At 49.3% G+C, this 18,699-nt stretch carries 13 protein-coding genes, 4 tRNA genes and 1 pseudogene; 7 read left to right on the top strand and 11 right to left on the bottom strand.

The annotated features are described in order from the left end of the window. Positions 1–94: 94 nt before the first annotated feature. Both C2M36_RS10665 and C2M36_RS10660 read right to left on the bottom strand, forming a co-directional pair. Positions 95–3,223: pseudogene (locus tag C2M36_RS10665) on the bottom strand (efflux RND transporter permease subunit). A gap of 11 nt (positions 3,224–3,234) precedes the next feature. Beyond that, complete coding sequence (locus tag C2M36_RS10660; protein ID WP_105254887.1) at positions 3,235–4,422, bottom strand: efflux RND transporter periplasmic adaptor subunit; 1,188 nt, start codon at positions 4,420–4,422, stop codon at positions 3,235–3,237. 260 nt (positions 4,423–4,682) lie between these two features. Here C2M36_RS10660 and C2M36_RS10655 point away from each other — a divergent pair, with 260 nt between their 5' ends. The 4 genes from C2M36_RS10655 (at position 4,683) to C2M36_RS10640 (ending at position 8,087) form a co-directional block, all read left to right on the top strand. Then, a complete protein-coding gene (locus tag C2M36_RS10655; protein WP_105254886.1) occupies positions 4,683–5,474 on the top strand; it encodes a crotonase/enoyl-CoA hydratase family protein in 792 nt (263 codons plus the stop codon). Next, a complete protein-coding gene (locus C2M36_RS10650; protein WP_158678925.1) occupies positions 5,446–5,835 on the top strand; it encodes a CidA/LrgA family protein in 390 nt (129 codons plus the stop codon). Before C2M36_RS10655 ends, C2M36_RS10650 begins: the two co-directional genes overlap by 29 nt. Next, positions 5,832–6,518, top strand: coding sequence for an LrgB family protein (locus C2M36_RS10645; RefSeq protein ID WP_105254884.1), 687 nt, complete (start codon positions 5,832–5,834; stop codon positions 6,516–6,518). Before C2M36_RS10650 ends, C2M36_RS10645 begins: the two co-directional genes overlap by 4 nt. A 216-nt stretch (positions 6,519–6,734) precedes the next feature. Beyond that, entirely contained in the window at positions 6,735–8,087 is a 1,353-nt protein-coding gene (locus C2M36_RS10640) for a M28 family metallopeptidase (RefSeq protein WP_158678924.1), read from the top strand. 557 nt (positions 8,088–8,644) lie between these two features. On the opposite strand, the gene C2M36_RS10635 is transcribed toward C2M36_RS10640, so the two are convergent. From C2M36_RS10635 to mutY, 6 genes are all read right to left on the bottom strand, one after another. Next, positions 8,645–8,720 (bottom strand) — tRNA-Phe (locus C2M36_RS10635). A 158-nt stretch (positions 8,721–8,878) separates the two neighbouring features. Further along, a tRNA-Phe gene (locus C2M36_RS10630) sits at positions 8,879–8,954 on the bottom strand. A gap of 133 nt (positions 8,955–9,087) precedes the next feature. Beyond that, positions 9,088–9,163 (bottom strand) — tRNA-Thr (locus C2M36_RS10625). A 45-nt stretch (positions 9,164–9,208) separates the two neighbouring features. Continuing rightward, a tRNA-Phe gene (locus tag C2M36_RS10620) sits at positions 9,209–9,284 on the bottom strand. Positions 9,285–9,401: 117 nt separating this feature from the next. Next, the gene (locus C2M36_RS10615; RefSeq protein ID WP_105190593.1) at positions 9,402–9,674 is read right to left on the bottom strand and encodes an oxidative damage protection protein; all 273 of its coding nucleotides are present in this window, start codon (positions 9,672–9,674) and stop codon (positions 9,402–9,404) included. Between the two features lie 41 nt (positions 9,675–9,715). Next, the gene (gene mutY / locus C2M36_RS10610) at positions 9,716–10,783 is read right to left on the bottom strand and encodes an A/G-specific adenine glycosylase (protein ID WP_105255188.1); all 1,068 of its coding nucleotides are present in this window, start codon (positions 10,781–10,783) and stop codon (positions 9,716–9,718) included. Positions 10,784–10,933: 150 nt separating this feature from the next. Here mutY and trmB point away from each other — a divergent pair, with 150 nt between their 5' ends. Both trmB and C2M36_RS10600 read left to right on the top strand, forming a co-directional pair. After that, positions 10,934–11,659, top strand: coding sequence for a tRNA (guanosine(46)-N7)-methyltransferase TrmB (gene trmB, locus C2M36_RS10605; protein ID WP_105254882.1), 726 nt, complete (start codon positions 10,934–10,936; stop codon positions 11,657–11,659). A 1-nt stretch (position 11,660) separates the two neighbouring features. Then, positions 11,661–12,707: a methyltransferase gene (locus C2M36_RS10600; RefSeq protein ID WP_105254881.1), complete on the top strand. Its 1,047-nt coding sequence runs from the start codon at positions 11,661–11,663 to the stop codon at positions 12,705–12,707. On the opposite strand, the gene C2M36_RS10595 is transcribed toward C2M36_RS10600, so the two are convergent. Next, positions 12,704–13,165, bottom strand: coding sequence for a DUF3293 domain-containing protein (locus C2M36_RS10595; protein ID WP_105254880.1), 462 nt, complete (start codon positions 13,163–13,165; stop codon positions 12,704–12,706). The two genes, C2M36_RS10600 and C2M36_RS10595, sit on opposite strands and share 4 nt — an antisense overlap. A gap of 538 nt (positions 13,166–13,703) precedes the next feature. On the opposite strand from C2M36_RS10595, the gene arcA reads away from it, so the two are divergent. Beyond that, positions 13,704–14,426, top strand: a complete 723-nt coding sequence (arcA, locus tag C2M36_RS10590; RefSeq protein ID WP_105190597.1) for a two-component system response regulator ArcA — start codon at positions 13,704–13,706, stop codon at positions 14,424–14,426. Here arcA and arcB read toward each other — a convergent pair. Further along, on the bottom strand, positions 14,423–16,759 hold the full coding sequence (arcB, locus tag C2M36_RS10585; RefSeq protein WP_105254879.1) for an aerobic respiration two-component sensor histidine kinase ArcB: 2,337 nt from the start codon (positions 16,757–16,759) through the stop codon (positions 14,423–14,425). The genes arcA and arcB overlap by 4 nt on opposite strands. Positions 16,760–16,802: 43 nt before the next feature. Then, positions 16,803–18,596: a hypothetical protein gene (locus tag C2M36_RS10580; RefSeq protein ID WP_158678923.1), complete on the bottom strand. Its 1,794-nt coding sequence runs from the start codon at positions 18,594–18,596 to the stop codon at positions 16,803–16,805. Positions 18,597–18,699 lie beyond the last annotated feature (103 nt).

The following is an 18,699-nucleotide window of genomic DNA, read 5'->3' as shown; positions in this document are numbered from 1 at the left end:
TTTTGTTTGAGCCGATAATAACAAAAGTTATGGGCAATGTGCATAACCATACGACCAATAAAAAGCCGGGAAATTCCCGGCTTTTTGTTATTTTTTATTCTTGGGGATTCGGGTCTACCCCGAGCTTACGTTTCACGCCCTCACGCATGTGTTGCACATAGGTGTAGAACAGGGGTACCAGCAAGGTACCGAGCACGGTGGCAGCTATCATGCCCGACATCACGGTGACACCCAGGGATACCCGGCTGGCGGCACCGGCACCGGTGGCCAGCACCAGAGGCAGCACCCCAAGTACAAACGACAAGGCGGTCATCAATACGGCACGAAAACGCTGTTCGGCGGCAATTTTGGCCGCGTCGAAAATACTCTTTCCTGCCGCCCTTTGCTCCATGGCGAACTCAACAATAAGGATCGCGGTTTTGGTCGACATACCGATCAACAAGACAAAACCAACCTGAGCATAAATATTATTGGTCATGTCGAGCATAAAGAGCGTACTCATGGAACCGAATATCGCCAGTGGCACGGCGGCAATTACCGAAAAGGGGATGGTCCAACTTTCATACTGAGCCACCAGGAACAAGAACACAAACAGGACGGCCAAACCAAACAAGACACCGGCCACATCCCCGGCCATGATCTCCTGTCGAGTTTGCCCCGCCCAGTCAAACACGTACCCATCCGGTAACTCCGCAGAGAGCTCCTTCATCACATTGATGGCGTCGCCGGTAGAATAGCCCGGAGCGGCATTACCGGTCACACTGACACTGCGATAGAGGTTAAAGTGATTCATGCTGGTCGGCCCAAGAATAGGACGCAAGGTGGCCACCGTGGTCAGCGGCACCATGTCTCCCTGATTATTGCGTACATAGTAGTACTGCAAATCCTCGGGCTTGGCACGGTATTCCGCCTCGGCCTGAATATTCACCTGATAGGTACGGCCAAACTGGTTAAAGTCATTGATGTACAAGGAACCCAGCTGGGCCTGCAAGGTAAGGAATATATTGCCGAGGGTGATCCCTTGCGCCTTGGCCTTGTTGCGGTCAACCTCCAGAAAGTATTGCGGCGAATTGGCGCGGAAGGTACTGAATACGCTTTGTAGCTCGGGCCGTGAATTAGCCTCGTAAATCAAGCCATTCATCACCCCGGCCAGCTCGGCAGGGTCACGCCCTTCGGAGTCAAGCAGGCGATATTCAAAACCGGAGCTGGCACCCAGACCCGGGATAGGCGGCACGTTAAAGACCATGGCCTGAGCATCGGGCAGCGCCCACAATTACCCCTGCAAACGGCTAATAACTTGATTGATTGATAATTCTGGCGTGGTGCGCTCTTCCCAGTCTTTGAGCACCACAATGCCCAAGGCGTTATTGGAGCCAGCACCACCCAGCAATGAGGAGCCCGATACGCCAACAAAGTCTTCCGTGGCCGGGTCTTGCGCTATGATATCACCGATTTTCTGCACCACGGCGTCGGTACGCCCCAAGGCCGCCGCATCAGGCAACTGGATATCGACAAACACGAAACCTTGGTCTTCCGGTGGCACAAAACCCGTGGGCACATTTTTAGCCAACCAGCCGGTGGCCACAAACAGCACTACAACGATAATGCCGATACGACCGGCACGCTTAAGTAGGAAGCCGACGATACCCGTATAGCCCTTGGTGGAGCTGGTGATCACATTTTCAAACGGGCGTAGCCATTTTATCGGTTTCATCTTTTCGGCACTGAGCAACAAGGTACACAGGGCCGGGCTCAGGGTCAGCGCGTTTACCGATGAAATCAAAACCGCAAAGGAGATGGTTACCGAAAACTGCTTGTACAACTCACCGGTGATCCCCGGCATAAAGCCAACGGGCACAAATACCGCCAGCAGCACCAAGGTGGTAGCGATAATTGGCCCGCCCACCTGAGACATAGCCTTATAAACGGCGTCCTTAATCGGCAGCTTCTCTTCGCGCAATATACGTTCAACGTTTTCGATCACGATAATGGCGTCATCCACCACGATACCTATGGCCAGCACCAGGCCAAACAGGGTGATCAGGTTGATGGAAAAGCCCATGGCCAGCATGGCGGCAAAGGTGCCGATCAATGACACCGGAATGGCCACGGTCGGAACCAGGGTTGCTCGCCAGTTCTGCAAGAACAAGAAAACCACTAAGATTACCAGGCCCACCGCTTGATACAGGGTGATCTTTACTTCTTCAATGGAACGGTTGATAAACTTGGTGGTGTCATAGGGAATCTTATATTCGAGCCCCTCTGGAAACTGCTTTGACAGGTCCTTCATCAGCGCCTTCACCTTTTCTGCCACTTCCGTCGCATTGGCTTCATTCAGCTGATAAATAACGATAAAGCCGGTGTCTTTTTGGTTCAGCTTGGCGCTGCCGGCATAGCTTTGTGCACCGCGCTCTATGCGGGCGATATCATTTAAACGGACAAAATCACCATCCAGGTTGGAGCGAATAATGGTTTCGCCGAACTCCTTCGGCGTCACAAATCGCCCCTGTGCTTGAATGGCATATTCAAACTGTTGATTAGGCAGTGACGGCGAGGCGCCTAACTTACCGGCGGCAACCAGGGTGTTTTGTTCCTGAAGGGCGTTTTGCACCTCCACTACGGTCACCCCTAACGAGGCCATTTTATCTGGCTTTAACCAGATACGCATGGAGTAAGTCATATCCCCCATTACATCGGCCGAGGCTACGCCGGGAATACGGCTCAGAGGCTCGGTCAAATAGTTGGTGGCATAATTACTTAAAAAACTCGAGTCCATATCCGGGTTTTCTGAGTATAAACTCACACCCATCAACATGTTGCTCGACATTTTTTTCACCGATACGCCCTGGCGACGCACTTCCTGCGGCAAGAAGGGCTCGGCTAACGAGACCCGGTTTTGCACATTCACCTGGGCCATGTCGGTATCCGTGCCCACGTTGAAGTACACTGTAATGGTGGCCGAGCCATTGTTACTGGAGGTGGACTCGATATACATCATACCTTCGACGCCATTGATTTTTTCTTCAATGGGGCGAATAACGGTTTCTTCTATGGTTTGAGCACTGGCCCCCGGATAAATGGCGGTAACCTGAACCTGAGGCGGAGTAATTTGCGGGTACATGTTGACCGGCAACTGAGTCATCGCAATTAGCCCCGCGAGGGTGATCACAATGGAGATCACCAAGGCCAATTTCGGTCTATAAATAAACGTCTTACTGATCATTGGAGACTCTCTTATTGTTTGTCGCTAAGGGAGCCGGTTTTTTTATCGATCTGCTTTTCTACCGGCTGCACGGTAATACCTGAACGCACTTTTTGTAAGCCTTCGACTATCACTCGCTCTCCTTGCTCAAGCCCCGAGTCAACAACCCACATGGCATCAATGCGACGGCCTAATTTCACCAAGCGCTGCGCCACCGTGTTGTCGTCTTTTACCACCAGCACAAAATTACCCTGCTGATTTACCTGCACCGCAGCTTGCGGTACCAAGGCTTGCTTTTGCTTCTCTTTACTTTCGACAATCAGGGTCACAAACAACCCTGGCATCACTATGCCGTCCGGGTTATCAAACTTGGCGCGCAGCTCCACCGTACCTGTGCTGCGATCAATTTTGGTGTCGGCAAAGTCGAGCTCACCGTTTTGTGCAAAATCCGTGTTGTTTGGTAAGCGCAGAGCCAAGTCTAATTGCACCTTATTGGGGTCGGCGTTCTTTTGCTGTTGCTGTTGTTGATAGGTAATGTAATCCGCTTCCTCAACCTGGAAGTTGACGTAGATAGGATCGATATCGGTCAACTCGGCCAACGAGCCGGAGTTAGGGCCAACAATATTACCAACATCGTAATTCACCTTACCGATCATGCCGCTAAAAGGTGCATGAATTTCGGTATAGCCAAGGTTTAACTTGGCCTTTTCCAATCCGGCTTCACTGGCTTTAACCGCCGCTAGAGCCTGATTATAGTTGGTTTCTAGCTTGTCTAAGTCGGCAGCGGAGATAAAGCCGTCAGCGGCAATTTCACGACCGCGCTTTAGGTCGCGCTCGGCCCTGTCGGCAATGGCCTTATTGCTGCGCAAGGTGGCCTCAAGTTCGCTGACGCTGGCGCGGTATTCGGAAGGGTCGATCTTTAGCAGCAACTGCCCTTTTTCAACTTGAGAGCCCTCAATGAAGGTGCGTTCAATCAGCTCCCCAGACACCCGAGCCTGAATATTGGCTTCCTGAAATGCCTCGGTGCGAGCCACAAATTCACGGTATTGACCAATTTCTTCTACTTGAACATCATAGACCGATACTGCGGGAGCAGGGGCGTTCTGATTGGCGACGGGTTTTTCTGAGCACCCTTGAGCCATTGTTAACGTAGCGCCCGTAAGCGCCACGGCTAAGATCTTCTTTGTAAATGAACTTTTATTCGAAGGTACGCCGAGCATACTCCCTCTCCTTGATAGCTAATAATGATAAGCGCGCAATTAATCCCCGCGGAGATTACATCAAGTCGACCTCAATAGCGCTTCTCAGTTCTTTGAAAATATAGACTAATTTGTGACTTACTGTATTTATCCTTAGATTATATAAATACCATGTAAACAAACTTATTGTTGAACAAATTACATACTATCAATGGAGTTACATAACAAAATGACAGGGCTAGCCCTTTGCGTTACATTGCTAGTGGTCAGAGGAGATAATAATGATAACGCTCAGCTTTAAAGAACACATAGCCCATGTCACCCTATCGCGTCCGCAAAAGCGTAATGCCCTGAATTATGAAATGTTTAAGCAGCTTGATAAGGTCATCAAGACGATTAAAAAACGCCGGGATATACGCGCCGTGATCCTTGATGCCCAAGGCCAGGATTTTTGCAGCGGCCTGGATGTTAAAGGCGTGATGGCCAAGCCACGTCAGGTACTGTCGTTACTGTTTAAATGGCTGCCGGGCAATCAGAACCTGGCACAGCGCGTGACCTTAGGCTGGCAAGAATTAAATGTGCCTGTAATAGCCCTGACGCAAGGGCGCTGTTGGGGCGGCGGCATGCAAATAGCTCTGGGCGCCGACTTTCGCCTAGCCACCAAAGACGCCAGTTTTGCCATTATGGAGGCGCGCTGGGGCTTATGTCCGGACATGGGCGCCAGCCTGATTATTCCCAGCCTGCTTAAAGCCGACGACTATCAACGTCTGGCACTGACGGCTCAGCCTATTGAAGCCAGTGAAGCACTGGAACTTGGGCTTATCTCAGCCATAGAAGAAAACCCTATGGCAGCGGCGCAGCAACTGATTGCCGATATTAGTGAACGCTCTCCCGATGCCATGGCCGCCATTAAGCGCCTGACCACCAGCGCCTATCGCCAAGGTCATCGTCGCCAATTAGCGAAAGAAACCTGGTCGCAGATCCGCCTACTTATGTGCAAAAATACCCGCATCGCCATTAAAAATGCCAGCAGTGATAAACAATATGACTATCAACATCGCCGCTCTTGGTAAACATGCTAAGTTGGCCCTGCGCCTCCCAGTAAGCTGGGCCATCTTAAGTAGTTTTCTTGTTACAGCACACTTAATAAGCGACTACTTTGCTTTTTCCTTTCCAGCGCCGCTCAGTGCCATGTTAGCGCTGTTTTTAGCCCTGCAGCTTGGGCTATTAAAATTGCATTGGTTGCAGCCTGGCACACAACCCTTGCTCAATTTTATGCCGCTTTTTTTCGTCCCCGCCGCCGCCAAGGTGGTAGAACATAGCCCGCTTATCGCCGAGCACTGGTTGGTACTCTTGCTTTGTTTGTTTTTGGTGCCGGCATTGGGCTTAATCAGCATAGGCTTTTTAATGCAAAGGCTAAGGGGCACGTCATGATGTGGTTGGCGCTACCTTTGACCATTATCGCTTTTCTGTGTTTGCGTCAGCTCCACGCTAAAGTGAACTCACCGCTGTTAAACCCGGTATTGTGGACCATAATTGCGTCCGTTTTATGCCTGGTGCTGTTTGATCTTGATCTGCCCAGCTACAGCCGTGCCACGTCTCCCTTTAATTACCTCTTGGAGCTGGCCGTAGTAGCACTGGCGGTGCCCTTGTATAAACAAATACATCAGCTTAAAAAGCAACTGCTGCTGATCCTTATCGCCGTAGCCGTGGGAGTTATTATGGCCACCAGCAGTGCCTATGTTATTGCCACCGTGCTCGATGTCCCACAGCAGCTAAAGGCATCTTTAGCCAGTCTCTCAGTTACCACTCCCATCACCCTGTTGGTAACCGAACAACTGGGCGGTATTGGTAGCATTGCCGCCTCTATGGTGATCCTTATCGGTGTGGTCGGTGCCATTGTCGGTTTTAGCCTGTTACGCCTGTTTGGCATTAAAGATCGCAGTGCCCAAGGCCTGGCCTTAGGCGGCGCCTGTCATGCCATAGGCACAGCTACCGCCATCGCCGATAACGAATTAAGCGCCGCCTACGCCTCGGCGGCCATGGCATTAAGCGCCATACTCACACCACTGCTGGTTCCGCTTTACTACCCTTGGCTAGTGCACTGGCTGGGATAAGCTACAGCCCCCTTAGCTCTCCTGCTTACCTTGCTTTCTCACTAGCAAGGTAAGTGCTTACTTACACCTGTGGCAAATATGCTTTACTGTGTCTGCTGGCGATATCGACCGCAGAGCTTCTTTCATTGCTGCTTTTTTATTACACTAAAACCCGAGCAAGGAGTGCCTCTGCGTGCTGTGCTTGTTATTTTTTACGTAATTTTATGGGAATCAAAAATGAAAACTAAGCTCCCGCTACTTAGCTTAATAGCCGCGGCAACCCTTAGCGCCTGTAGCTCAACCGATAATGCTCTGTATTTCGAACGCACACAGCTAGAACAAGACATCAGCTATCTTGCCAGTGACGATCTCAAGGGCCGCAAAACCTTCTCTGCGGAAATAGACGTTGCCGCCGATTACATAGCCCAGCGCTTTACCAGCATAGGCCTACAACCTATGCCCGGTGCAGAAGGCTTTAAGCAGCAATTTGATTTGCACTCGGTGACGCCCAAGTCGGTGTCAGTCAGTTTGAATAACCAAGCGGTTAAAACTGAAAGCCTAGCCGTTGTTTCCCAATCTGATGGCTTCGCGTGGCAACAGGCAGATGAACTGGTTATTACCCAGATCTCCGCCGATGCTGATCTTCGCGAACAGCTACGCAAATTAAACCAACAGGGTGGCAATCACCTGGTTCTTGTTAATAAGGCCCACGAAGAGCTTTTCACTCGTTATCAAAACTATTTTAATAATGGCCTGACTAAGCTGGAGCTTAAAGATCAAGGTGCTATGGTCTTGGTGCTGGGTTACGAAGGCGAAGTAAAAGACCTGGACGTTAAAGTCGTCAATGAGGTTAAAACGCAGCAGCTCACCAATGTTATCGGCATTCTTCCCGGCAAGAAAGAAGATGCCGACGTGGTGCTCTTTAGTGCCCACTATGATCACCTGGGTGAAAGCAAAAAAGATCAACATGGTCATCAGCAAGAAGAAGGTGAGGAGCAGGACAGCATTTATAACGGTGCCAATGATAATGCCTCGGGAACCGGTGCCATGTTAAACCTAGCTCAGCATTATGCCCGTCAAGGCGATAACGAACGCACCCTGATGTTTGCTGCCTTCACCGCTGAAGAGATGGGTTTGATCGGCTCTAAGCACTTTGCCACCACGCAAAACCCGGATGCCATCGCCGCCATGATCAACATCGAAATGATCGGCAAACCCTCTCCATTTGGCAGCGGTAACCTGTGGATGACGGGAGCCGATAAGTCTGATTTACAGGCGGTGCTTAACCAGAGTCTGCCGCTGGAGAATCATATTCAGGCCAACCCCTACCCTAAGCTGAATTTATTTTACCGCTCTGACAATGCCTCTTTAGCCGGGATGGGCGTACCCGCACATAGCTTTAGTTCAACAGATATGGCTAATAACGACCACTACCATACCCCGAAAGACGAACTGGCAAACCTGGACTTTGAGTCTATTTATAAGTCGGTAACTCTATTGGCAATGGCGAGCGAGCCACTGGTGAGTGCGAAAGCCACACCTTCACGAGTCGCCCCGTTGAAAGATAATGCCGAAGGTAAAATTTACTGATCTTAAGTAGTGAATTAGTTATAAGGCGGCCTCTGGGTCGCCTTTTTTATATCCATAAAATTATTTCAGGTAATGAAAAGCGTGAGATTGCACCTGAGCCACTAAATTTCAGGCAATAAAAACCCCGACCATTGCTGATCAGGGTTTGTTTATTAGTGGTGCCCAGAGGCGGATAAAATTGTCGGGAACAATTTAGACAGCGACGGCTGGCCGCTTATCCTTGGATAAGCGGTGAACTATAGGGAGGTAGTTCACCATCGAACCACCGACAATAAAGAGCGTGAGATTGCGCCTAAGCCACTAAATTTCAGGCAATAAAAAACCCCGACCATTGCTGATCAGGGTTTGTTTATTAGTGGTGCCCAGAGGCGGATAAAATTGCCGGGAACAATTTTAGCCAGCGACGGCTGGCCGCTTATCCTTGGATAAGCGGTGAACTACAGGGAGGTAGTTCACCATCGAACCACCGACAATAAAGAGCGTGAGATTGCGCCTAAGCCACTAAATTTCAGGCAATAAAAAACCCCGACCATTGCTGATCAGGGTTTTTTTATTAGTGGTGCCCAGAGGCGGAATCGAACCACCGACACGGGGATTTTCAATCCCCTGCTCTACCGACTGAGCTATCTGGGCAAAATACTTTGCTCTGCTTCTAATTCATCCATGAAGCGAGGTCCTGTCGTCATCCTGACTCCACCTCAACGAACTGCGAAGCTGTGCTTCGGTTTCGTCTCGCCCAACTGAGCTATCTGGGCAATAAAAATGGTGCTGTTCAGCACCACATTTAATAATGGTGCCCAGAGGCGGAATCGAACCACCGACACGGGGATTTTCAATCCCCTGCTCTACCGACTGAGCTATCTGGGCAAGAATTTGTTTCTTGTGCTCTAAATTCATCCTTGAAACGAGGTCCTGTCGTCATCCTGACTCCACCTCAACGAACTGCGAAGCCATGCTTCGGTTTCGTTTCGCCCAACTGAGCTATCTGGGCAAATATAAATGGTGCCTGCTGCCGGAGTCGAACTGGCGACCTACTGATTACAAGTCAGTTGCTCTACCAACTGAGCTAAGCAGGCACACAAAAGTGTGCGTATTCCCGATTTAATCAAGAACACCAAAAATGGTGCCCAGAGGCGGAATCGAACCACCGACACGGGGATTTTCAATCCCCTGCTCTACCGACTGAGCTATCTGGGCGTGCGGCGTATTAAACGGTTTTTAGGGTACCAAGTCAACCATTTTTTAAAATAAACAATTCGTTTGCACACAAATCATGCAAACTGGGATTTATTGCCGAAAATCCCAGCAAATCGCTTATTTTTCAGGTGGTCTGTAGCCTTCAATTTCGACTTCTTTACCTTCGAAAAGGAAGCCAACCATCTGCTCTTCTAGGAAAGTACGATGTTCAGGATCCATCATATTAAGATGCTTCTCGTTAATCAGCATGGTCTGCTTTTGTTGCCACTGTGACCAGGCTTCTTTTGAAATGTTATTAAAGATTTTCTCACCCACTTCACCTGGGTATAGCTGATAATCTAGCCCCGGGGCTTCTTTTTGCAATTTTTGGCAAAATACTGTGCGTGCCATATTTATCCTCTACCTACGCAGCTGTTTATATTGAACCTAGTTTACCCTAATGCAGAAGTGCTCGCATCTGCCAAGTGACGCTTTAGTTGTTTCAATAACTTCTTCGTCGGGGCTGCGAGACCAACCGGAGGCTCGTTAATTAGGTCATACTCCAGTAATCCACCTTCTGCCAAGCCTGCCGGAGCCTTATCCAGTAGCACTATCATGGGGCTAATACTAAGCTGGAAATGGGAGAAAATATGGGTAAACGGCTCAAGCTCATGTACCTTACCCTGCCACCCCTGCTGGGCCACATGCTGTTGCGCCTGCTCCTGGTCGGCAAACTCTAAAAAACAATGCAAGCCACCCCAGATCCCGCTACTGGGTCTCTTCTCCATATAGGTGTGTCCGTCAATAACGGGGATCAACATGGTGCAGCTTTTTTTCGGCACCTGTTTTTTTGGCTTAGAATGTGGAAATTCACCCACCTTATTGTGTTTAAAAGCCAAACAGCGGCTGTTTAACGGACAGGGGTCACAATCAAACTTGCTGCGTGAACATAGACTTGACCCCAAGTCCATCATGGCCTGATTAAACTGGGTCACGCCGTTTTTAGGGGTAAGCTGTTCACTAAGCTGCCATAGCTGATTTTCAACCTTTTTAACCCCATACCAGCCTTCAACCATAAAACAACGGGCCAGCACACGTTTAACGTTGCCGTCCAAAATGGGATGATGCTCCCCGCGCGATAAGCTTAAAATGGCTCCGGCGGTGGAACGGCCAATACCCGGTAGCGCCATTACCTGCTCCAAGGTTTGTGGAAACTCACCCTGATGCTCGGCGCATATAAGCTTTGCGGTTTTATGTAGGTTTCTTGCCCGCGCGTAATAGCCCAGACCGGTCCAATAATGCAGTACCTCATCCTCATCGGCCTCGGCCAAGTCTTCTATGGTGGCGAAGCGCGCCATAAAACGATTAAAGTAGGGGATCACCGTCGCTACCTGGGTTTGTTGTAGCATAATCTCCGAAACCCAAACCTTATAAGGCGTTTTTGCTAATTGCCAAGGCAAGGTTTTACGCCCACATAAGTCGTACCAATCGACAATCTGCTCGGCGAACCAGGTTCGCATTTCTTGAGATAATTCCACTACATTACTCTTTGCTTTTTTAAATTGCGCCCAGTCTATAATTGTGTCGATAAATATCAATAGCCACCGACTTGTACTTAAGCACGCAAGTGGGGATAATACGCACCCATTTTCATTAGGACAGCCACTATCATGAGTGAATCAACACAACAGGCTCTTGCGCAAGCCGAGCGCGAAGGCAAATATATTCGCAAGGTGCGTAGCTTTGTAAAACGTGAAGGCCGCTTAACCAAAGGTCAGGCAGCGTCATTAGAAAAGTGTTGGCCAAGCATGGGCCTGGAACATAAAGACGGTCTGCTTGATTTCACCAAGGTATTTGGCAACGACAACGATGTGGTGCTGGAAATCGGTTTTGGCATGGGTAAGTCACTGGTCGAAATGGCCAAGAACGACCCAAACAGTAACTTTATTGGCATTGAAGTACACCGCCCGGGTGTGGGTGCCTGCTTAATGGATGCCGATGCCGAGGGTGTGACTAATCTACGCGTATTTGAACACGATGCCGTTGAAGTATTGGCAGACTGTATTGCCGACGGCTCACTGGCCAAGGTACAGCTATTCTTCCCCGATCCATGGCATAAAAAGCGCCATCACAAGCGCCGCATTGTTCAGCCGGAGTTTGTCGAGAGCCTGCGCAGTAAATTAAAAATCGGCGGTGTTTTCCATATGGCCACCGACTGGGAAAACTATGCCGAGCATATGCTTGAAGTTATGCAGGCAAGCGAGAACTATGCTAATCAGTCGCCAACCAATGACTATGTGCCACGTCCCGATTCTCGTCCGCTTACCAAGTTTGAGCAGCGCGGTCACCGTCTGGGTCACGGCGTATGGGACCTTATGTTCGAGCGCGTGAAATAAGATGCAGTTGAGTAATCCATCGCAGCTGTTGCTGCGCAGTGATGAGCTATTGAGTGCCGACTCAATTTTAGTGGTTAACTTTAACTGCGATGGTTTCGCTCACCAATTGCGGGCCCTTAACCCGCAAGGGAATATTTACCTATTCAGTTACAATTTTGCCGACGGCCAGTTTGCAAAAAATCAACTGAGCGGCGCCAATATCACTACCTTGGTCTCCCACCAGTTACCAGAGCAAAAATTTGATCTGGTGATCTACTACTACCCTAAGGCCAAGGCCGAAGCCCTGATGACCTTGGATAATATTCGCGCCAGCATCAACGCCGATGCGCGGCTACTGGTCGTAGGTGAGAAAAAGGGCGGCGTTAAGTCAATTGAAAAACAGCTTAAAGGCCTTGCTCAGGGTCATAAGGTCGACTCGGCGAAACATTGCCAGTTGTATCAGTACACGGATATCGAACTGTTAGCCGAGTTTGACATTAGCCGCTACCACAAAACCTTTACGCTAACGCACGATATCGCCGGGCAAAACATAGAGTGTGACATCGTTAGCCTGCCTGGGGTCTTTAACCATGGTCAACTGGATGATGGCACCGCCTTGCTGTTAGACAGTCTGCCCGCCTACCCTAAAGCGAAAAGCCTACTGGACTTTGGCTGTGGCGCCGGCATTATTGCCAGCTTCTGCGCCAAGCGAAACCCCAAGGTGAAAGTTACCGGATTAGACGTTAGCGCCCTGGCGGGATATGCCACGGCACAAACCTTTGCCGCCAATAATATTGATGGCTCGGTCCTACTCAGCGATGGTTTAAGCGAAGTAGATCAACGCTTTGACTTAATCATCAGTAATCCGCCGTTTCATACCGGCTTAAAAACCGATTATAAAATTACCGAGCGCTTCTTTGCTTGTGCCAAGGATCACTTAAACCGAGGTGGCGAGCTAACCCTGGTGGCCAATAGCTTCTTGGCCTACCCGGAGCAACTACAAGCGCACTTTAAGCATCATGGTACCTTGGCCAAAACCAAGCGTTTTGCCGTATATCAAAACCGCTAAAGCGCTTGCGCCCTGCTTAGCCTAGGCAAATCAGGGCGTTTTCGTATTCGCCTCCCTAGAGTGCAGCCCAGCTTCAATTCCCGGCCATCGGCCAGCAATAAATGCAGCTCTCCTCGGCGCACCAGATACACACCATTTTGTTGAAAGCGCCGTAGATAACTCCACGCCAATTTTGGATGACAGTATACAAACACACTGGCCTCCCGGTATTGCATTTGTTTATTGCCACCAAAACCCTTGGTATAACGAAAGTGCCTAATCGCATCAATCAGCAAGCCGTGTCGACAGCGGTTTTTACGTATTCCTACTTTCCGCCCGTAAGGGTTAAAGGCGGTAATGACGCAGCCGCTCGCCGCTTTAGGCAGCGGCTGCGCAAACACAAAGCGGGCTCCTTTATAATCATCTAGATAGACATCAAGCAACGACGGGGCGATACGCTTTCTCTCTGGCGTTAACATCTGGCTCTTCCTACCTCGCTTCGTTTGTCGCTTACAATTTAACCATAGTATTGATAATGCTCACACGGCGGCAGCATCGATGTTTTTTTGTTTAACTAAATGCAACAAAAGCCGAATAATTCGTAAAAAAACGTTATCAAGCGTAAAAAACACAGTAAAAGTATAAAAATAAAGGAACTTTTTTACAGAACAGTCATCCCATGCTTTGAAGGGTAAAAAAGAGAATGATATACTATCTCCTTGGCTCAAAATTCGCCCTTGAATTTATTATTTATTAAAGGTCGAATTTGAGCATCTTACCCTAAACCAAGCAAAGACTTGGTGAACAAAGGGTGAGCAAATTCGATTGTATGTCAACAAAGAACGCCGGCTGCAAAATTAGTGTAAATAGGCAGCAAGGCAGTTGGGTACGTCTAAATTTTATCCAAATTGATTTTACTTGTTAACATTTAGATATACTCCTATAATCGCAAGTATTCGGAGAGTTCCTATTTTCCGGCTTTATGTAAATAATTTATTCCGAAAAGGTTAATAAACAATGCAAACGCCAGTCATTCTGATCGTTGAGGATGAAGATGTTACCCGTCTAAACCTCGTTAGCTTATTCGAAGCTGAAGGCTACAAAGTGATTGAAGCCATTGATGGTGATGATATGCATGACAAACTCACCACCAATGATGATATTAACCTGGTTGTTATGGACATCAACTTACCAGGTAAAAACGGCCTGATCCTCGCGCGCGAGTTACGCCAGAAGCGTAATGTTGGCCTTATTTTCTTGACCGGTCGTGACAACGATGTCGACCGTATTCTTGGCCTAGAAATTGGCGCTGATGACTACATTACCAAGCCATTTAATCCTCGCGAGTTAACCATTCGCGCCCGCAACCTTATTTCTCGCACAGCAGCGAGCAAGGACGATCCGGCGCTAGATTCAGATGGCGTTGTAAACTTTAACGGTTGGGAGCTGGACGAAAATAGTCGCTGCCTAACTTCACCAGCGGGCGAATCCAAGCGCCTACCTAAGGGTGAATACCGTGCACTGCGTCTGATGCTTGACTCACCGGGCCGCATTTTTAGCCGTGAGCAGTTAATTAAGCATATGACTGGCCGTGAATTGCGTGCCAACGACCGTACTGTGGATGTAACCATTCGCCGTATTCGTAAGCACTTCGAAAGCGACAACAGCACACCGGAGCTAATCAGCACCATCCATGGTGAAGGCTATCGCTTCATTGGCAAGATTGATAATAACTCTTAATCATCTGCCAAATTAGATAAGAATGACTGAAGGGCCTCGAGCCCTTCTTTTATTTGCTCGTCTAACTCATCCAGCCAACTCTGACGCTGCTCTGGTGCCACTTCAAGACACTGATTTTCCATCTTCTTAGCCTGTAACTGCACCGCTTTTAGACCCACCGAACCGGCGGCCCCTTTCAGCTTATGGGCCACAGACTTATACTCCTCAACGTCATCTTCGACACTGGCAACCAGTTCTTGTTGATAACCCGGGGCAAGCTTGGCAAACAGTGCCACACTGCGTGAAAACGCCGTTACGCCCATGGAGTCGAGGAATTCACCGATAATTTCCTGATCGAGCAAGCGCTCATCAAGATCAAGGGTGGGGGCTACAGTTTGTTGATGCACCAAGCGCTCTGCCGCCACCTGCTGCATACATCCCTGACCTATGCCAAACAGCTTGGAGAGCATATTATCAAGCTTGGCCGTATTAATAGGCTTGGCAAGCGCCCCTTGAATATTAATGCCTTCCAGCTCTTCTTCGGCGCTGCGTACATTCGCGGTGAGCACCACTATGGGAAGATGGTCAAACTCTCTTTGTTCGCGGATTTCTCTGGCCACCACATCACCGTTGATGTCCGGTAACTGCATATCCAATAACACCAGATCAAGGTCATCCTCGGTTTCCACAAAGGCCAGCGCATCTTCACCGGTTTCCGCCCAGATCACTTCATGGCCGCGCTGCTCCAGTAAATTGGTGGCGATTTCCGCATTCAAAGGCACGTCTTCAACCAGCAAAATATTGAGACTCTTGCACTCATAGCTCTCGATTACCGGAGCACTGGTCAGTTGCAGTGGAATAGAGACGGTAAAAATACTGCCCTCGCCTTTTTGCGAGGTGACCTGAATATCCCCACCCATTGCCGTAACCAGGGCCTTGGTCACCGCCAAGCCGATGCCTGAACCAATGGCATTGGCACCGCTGGCATCAGGGGCTTTATAATACATGTCAAAAATATGGCTAAGCTGATCGTCCGGGATACCAATACCCGAATCGCGCACCGTCAGAATTAAACTGTGTTCCTCACCAAGTTGCTGGTGCTCACAAAGCAGGGACACCCCACCTTCAGTGGTAAACTTAACGGCGTTATTAATCAGGTTCCACAGCACCTGACGCAGACGCGTTGGATCGATTTGCGCATATACATTGAGCTCCCCAAAGCGCTCGATGTTGAATGACAACTCTTTTTGCGCGGCGATTAAGCTGCCAAAGTTGACCACGTCATTAATGAAATCGGCGACACTGACCGGCTCGGTCACTATATCCAGCTGCTCACGGTCAATTTTATCCAGGTCGATAATATCGTTGAATATATTGCCCAGGGTTTCGGCACTGGAAAACACCGTATTACACCAGCTACGTTGTTGCTTGCTAAGCTCGGTATCGAGCAGCATACGTGTTAAACCGACGATGCCATTAAGCGGCGTACGCAGCTCATGAGACAAGGTGGCAATAAACTTACCCTTGTCTTTATAGGCGGTTTCCAGCGCTTGTTCCGCTTCTTTACGACTGGTGATATCCCGGCCAAACGCCAACAAACCTATATACTCACCTTTATCATTAATAAACGGCAGCTTGCGCATCTCAAACCAATACTGTTCGCCATCCACCGGATATTGCACATCGACGGTAACCGCTTCATGTGTAGACTCGACCTGGCGATCGGTTTTTAACACCGCCGGTAATAGTTGTGCCGGATAGATGTCTTCGGCTTTCTTGCCGATAAGCTGGTCCGAACTGCGATTCATCACCTTTTCAAACATCTTGTTGCAGCCCGCGAACACCCCTTGACGGTCACGGTAATAGAAAAGGTCGGGGGAAGAGTCGACGATGGAGCGCAGTAACATGCCCTGCTCCGCCAATTCAACCTGGGTTTTCTTACGTTCGGCAATTTCCCGGCGCAGCTCGTCAATGGCACGGTATTTGGCATTCAGAGCCATTTTCCGCTCATCGATCTCTGTATTTAACAGGCGGATATTGTCTTTTAATGATTGGTTGAGCAGCTTCTCTTGCTTGGTCGCCGTCTCTAGGTATTTTTGTGAGTCTTGTAGTTGCGCCACGGATTGCAGCACCACCATGATCACCATGGGCGCTGCCACGGCGGTAAAAAATACCACCGCCAATACGTCCAAGAGCATGATTTCGCCGGTGGCCACATAATAATACATGGCACTGAAAATCAGCGCCGCAACTATGAACACGCCATAGACGATGGCGCCGGCATACCAAGTCCCGAAGCGTATTAGGAGATTTGTTAAAACACGAACCCAAGGGCTCAGGGAAGAGTCAATCATAAAAAAAGGGGTTTTGCTACAAAACCCCTATATTGTAATCAACTTAGAGTGCCTTTGGCAGTATCTGCGTTGAGATTCTTGCGAATGAGCATACGCCTATGCGTTTACCACCTTTGACCAACACCCCTTTTCGCATATTGCTGGCGCCGCTGGCGCTAAGGGTTAGCTCAAAGCTTTGGCTGTCAATATCACTGGTACCACCGGCGGTTGCCGCCCCGGTATTACATTGCATTTGCCCTAGCTTGTGGTAGTTGGCGCGACTGAATGGTGTCGATGAGTTCACTAACGGACCGGCACTGGTGGTGTTCACCGCTTGCTTCCAAACCGCCAGCTCAACATTAACCACGCCGCCACGCATGCTGATCTTATCTTCATGAGTCAGGAAATAACTATCGAAGGGACCAAATTGCGTCGCTCCCGACATGGAATCCTGGCTTTGGCGCATATCGCCTAACCATAGGCCGCCTTCACCAAATACCTGAATTTCAATGTCGTCCTTATCGCCATCGGCAATACGGTCGATACGCGCATAACTGTTACTATCAAGACCAAAGATCATCGAGCTTGCACTCTGAACACCGGCCTTGATTAAGCGAGGCTGTTTACCGTGACGCGCCACTTGCGTATCTAAGGTGCCCCATGGGAAAAGGCCCAACACTCCAGACTGCAGATAGCTCAGTTCACGACTATTGGTGACCGAAATACAGTCAACCCCCAGGCGACAAGCCTCAAAGCCGTTGCCATAAACAATCGGGTCTTCTGTTAAAACCTGTACACCGTCGCCGGACAAGATTGTGGCATTACGGCCACCACCCACCAAGGCATTCACAGCTTCGCCCTGAGCCGCTACCAGCAGTTGACCTTTTGCACTCATTTCTTTGATTTTATTAAGCAGCTCACTGGGCTGGTTGGCATTTTGATAAAACGCATGGTACAGCAGTAATGGGCTGGAATCGGCTATAAACAGTGCATCCGAGCGGCGCAGCAGATCATATAGCTGTTCCGGGTCACGACATAGCTTTTGCTGTTTTTGATATAGCTGCGGATAAAGCGCATCGCGACGGAAGCTCGCCAAACGCGAAACCTGATAGTCGGCCAGGTCAGCACAGAGTGCCGCATCATTGGCATTGATCACGGTTTGCATTGCCCCATCGATGGCTAACCAATGCGCCTCAAAACCCAGTTGTTCAAACAAGGTTTGATAATAATCGACATCGCGGTAAGGGTCGCGACTGCCACCGGTTACAAAGGCGATGCGAGGCTTACGTTTTGCGTCGGCAATGCCCTGTGCGGCCGTGAACAGCTCGGCGAATGCGTCTTTTGTGACCCAATCACGGGTGCCCTCAAGATCAACTTGTGGCTTTAAGCTGCGCTTTTTAAGCTCTTGTTTTTGTTCAAGCAGGTCAAAAAAGTTTTGCTGCTCAAAACCAAATAAATTAAACCAAAACTCCCGTGCAGTTTCCTCGCTGTTGCTCAACTTAAAGTCGCTGCGACGCAGGTAACGCTCGAATTCTTGTTGGCTAAAGGCATCATCGGCAAAATGTTGCCGTGCCTTAGTTAGAATTTCCACAGCCTGTTTACGGATTTCCGGCTGTTCGGTCCAGGCCATATCAACAATGCGCTCTAGGCCTTCATCGGTGATCTTGAAAACCGGCTGTTGTTTATAGCTGTTCTTATTCAAGCGCTCGCGAGATTCGCTGTTACAGTAGCGTAATCGCTCACTGGAACACACTTGTAGATCATCGGCCATTAGCAATAACTGGGGGGCAGCCTGAGCACTAACGCTACAGCTACCTAGCATTGCCAGTGAGGCAACTCTTAATAGAAATGATTTCATGGGACTGGTCATATTATTATTTTGCAAGTTACGGGTTAAAAGCAGGTTTAAAGCAACACAGAATATTAACAATGTTTGCAGTGTATGGGAATAGTTACACCTT

This window comes from Pseudoalteromonas sp. T1lg75 (genome assembly GCF_002964705.1).
In the GTDB taxonomy this organism is placed as follows: domain Bacteria; phylum Pseudomonadota; class Gammaproteobacteria; order Enterobacterales; family Alteromonadaceae; genus Pseudoalteromonas.
The sequence above is the reverse complement of the archived record's forward strand: the minus strand, read 5'-3'. Positions and strand labels throughout refer to the sequence as shown.

Coding starts and splice junctions, on each gene's coding strand:
- C2M36_RS10600 (WP_105254881.1), top strand. CDS start 11,661: ATGCAGTTGAGTAATCCATCGCAGCTGTTGCTGCGCAGTGATGAGCTA.
- arcB (WP_105254879.1), bottom strand. CDS start 16,759: ATGATTGACTCTTCCCTGAGCCCTTGGGTTCGTGTTTTAACAAATCTC.
- C2M36_RS10580 (WP_158678923.1), bottom strand. CDS start 18,596: ATGAAATCATTTCTATTAAGAGTTGCCTCACTGGCAATGCTAGGTAGC.
- C2M36_RS10655 (WP_105254886.1), top strand. CDS start 4,683: ATGATAACGCTCAGCTTTAAAGAACACATAGCCCATGTCACCCTATCG.
- C2M36_RS10645 (WP_105254884.1), top strand. CDS start 5,832: ATGATGTGGTTGGCGCTACCTTTGACCATTATCGCTTTTCTGTGTTTG.
- C2M36_RS10615 (WP_105190593.1), bottom strand. CDS start 9,674: ATGGCACGCACAGTATTTTGCCAAAAATTGCAAAAAGAAGCCCCGGGG.
- mutY (WP_105255188.1), bottom strand. CDS start 10,783: ATGCGAACCTGGTTCGCCGAGCAGATTGTCGATTGGTACGACTTATGT.
- C2M36_RS10595 (WP_105254880.1), bottom strand. CDS start 13,165: ATGTTAACGCCAGAGAGAAAGCGTATCGCCCCGTCGTTGCTTGATGTC.
- C2M36_RS10660 (WP_105254887.1), bottom strand. CDS start 4,422: ATGCTCGGCGTACCTTCGAATAAAAGTTCATTTACAAAGAAGATCTTA.
- trmB (WP_105254882.1), top strand. CDS start 10,934: ATGAGTGAATCAACACAACAGGCTCTTGCGCAAGCCGAGCGCGAAGGC.
- C2M36_RS10650 (WP_158678925.1), top strand. CDS start 5,446: ATGACTATCAACATCGCCGCTCTTGGTAAACATGCTAAGTTGGCCCTG.
- C2M36_RS10640 (WP_158678924.1), top strand. CDS start 6,735: ATGAAAACTAAGCTCCCGCTACTTAGCTTAATAGCCGCGGCAACCCTT.
- arcA (WP_105190597.1), top strand. CDS start 13,704: ATGCAAACGCCAGTCATTCTGATCGTTGAGGATGAAGATGTTACCCGT.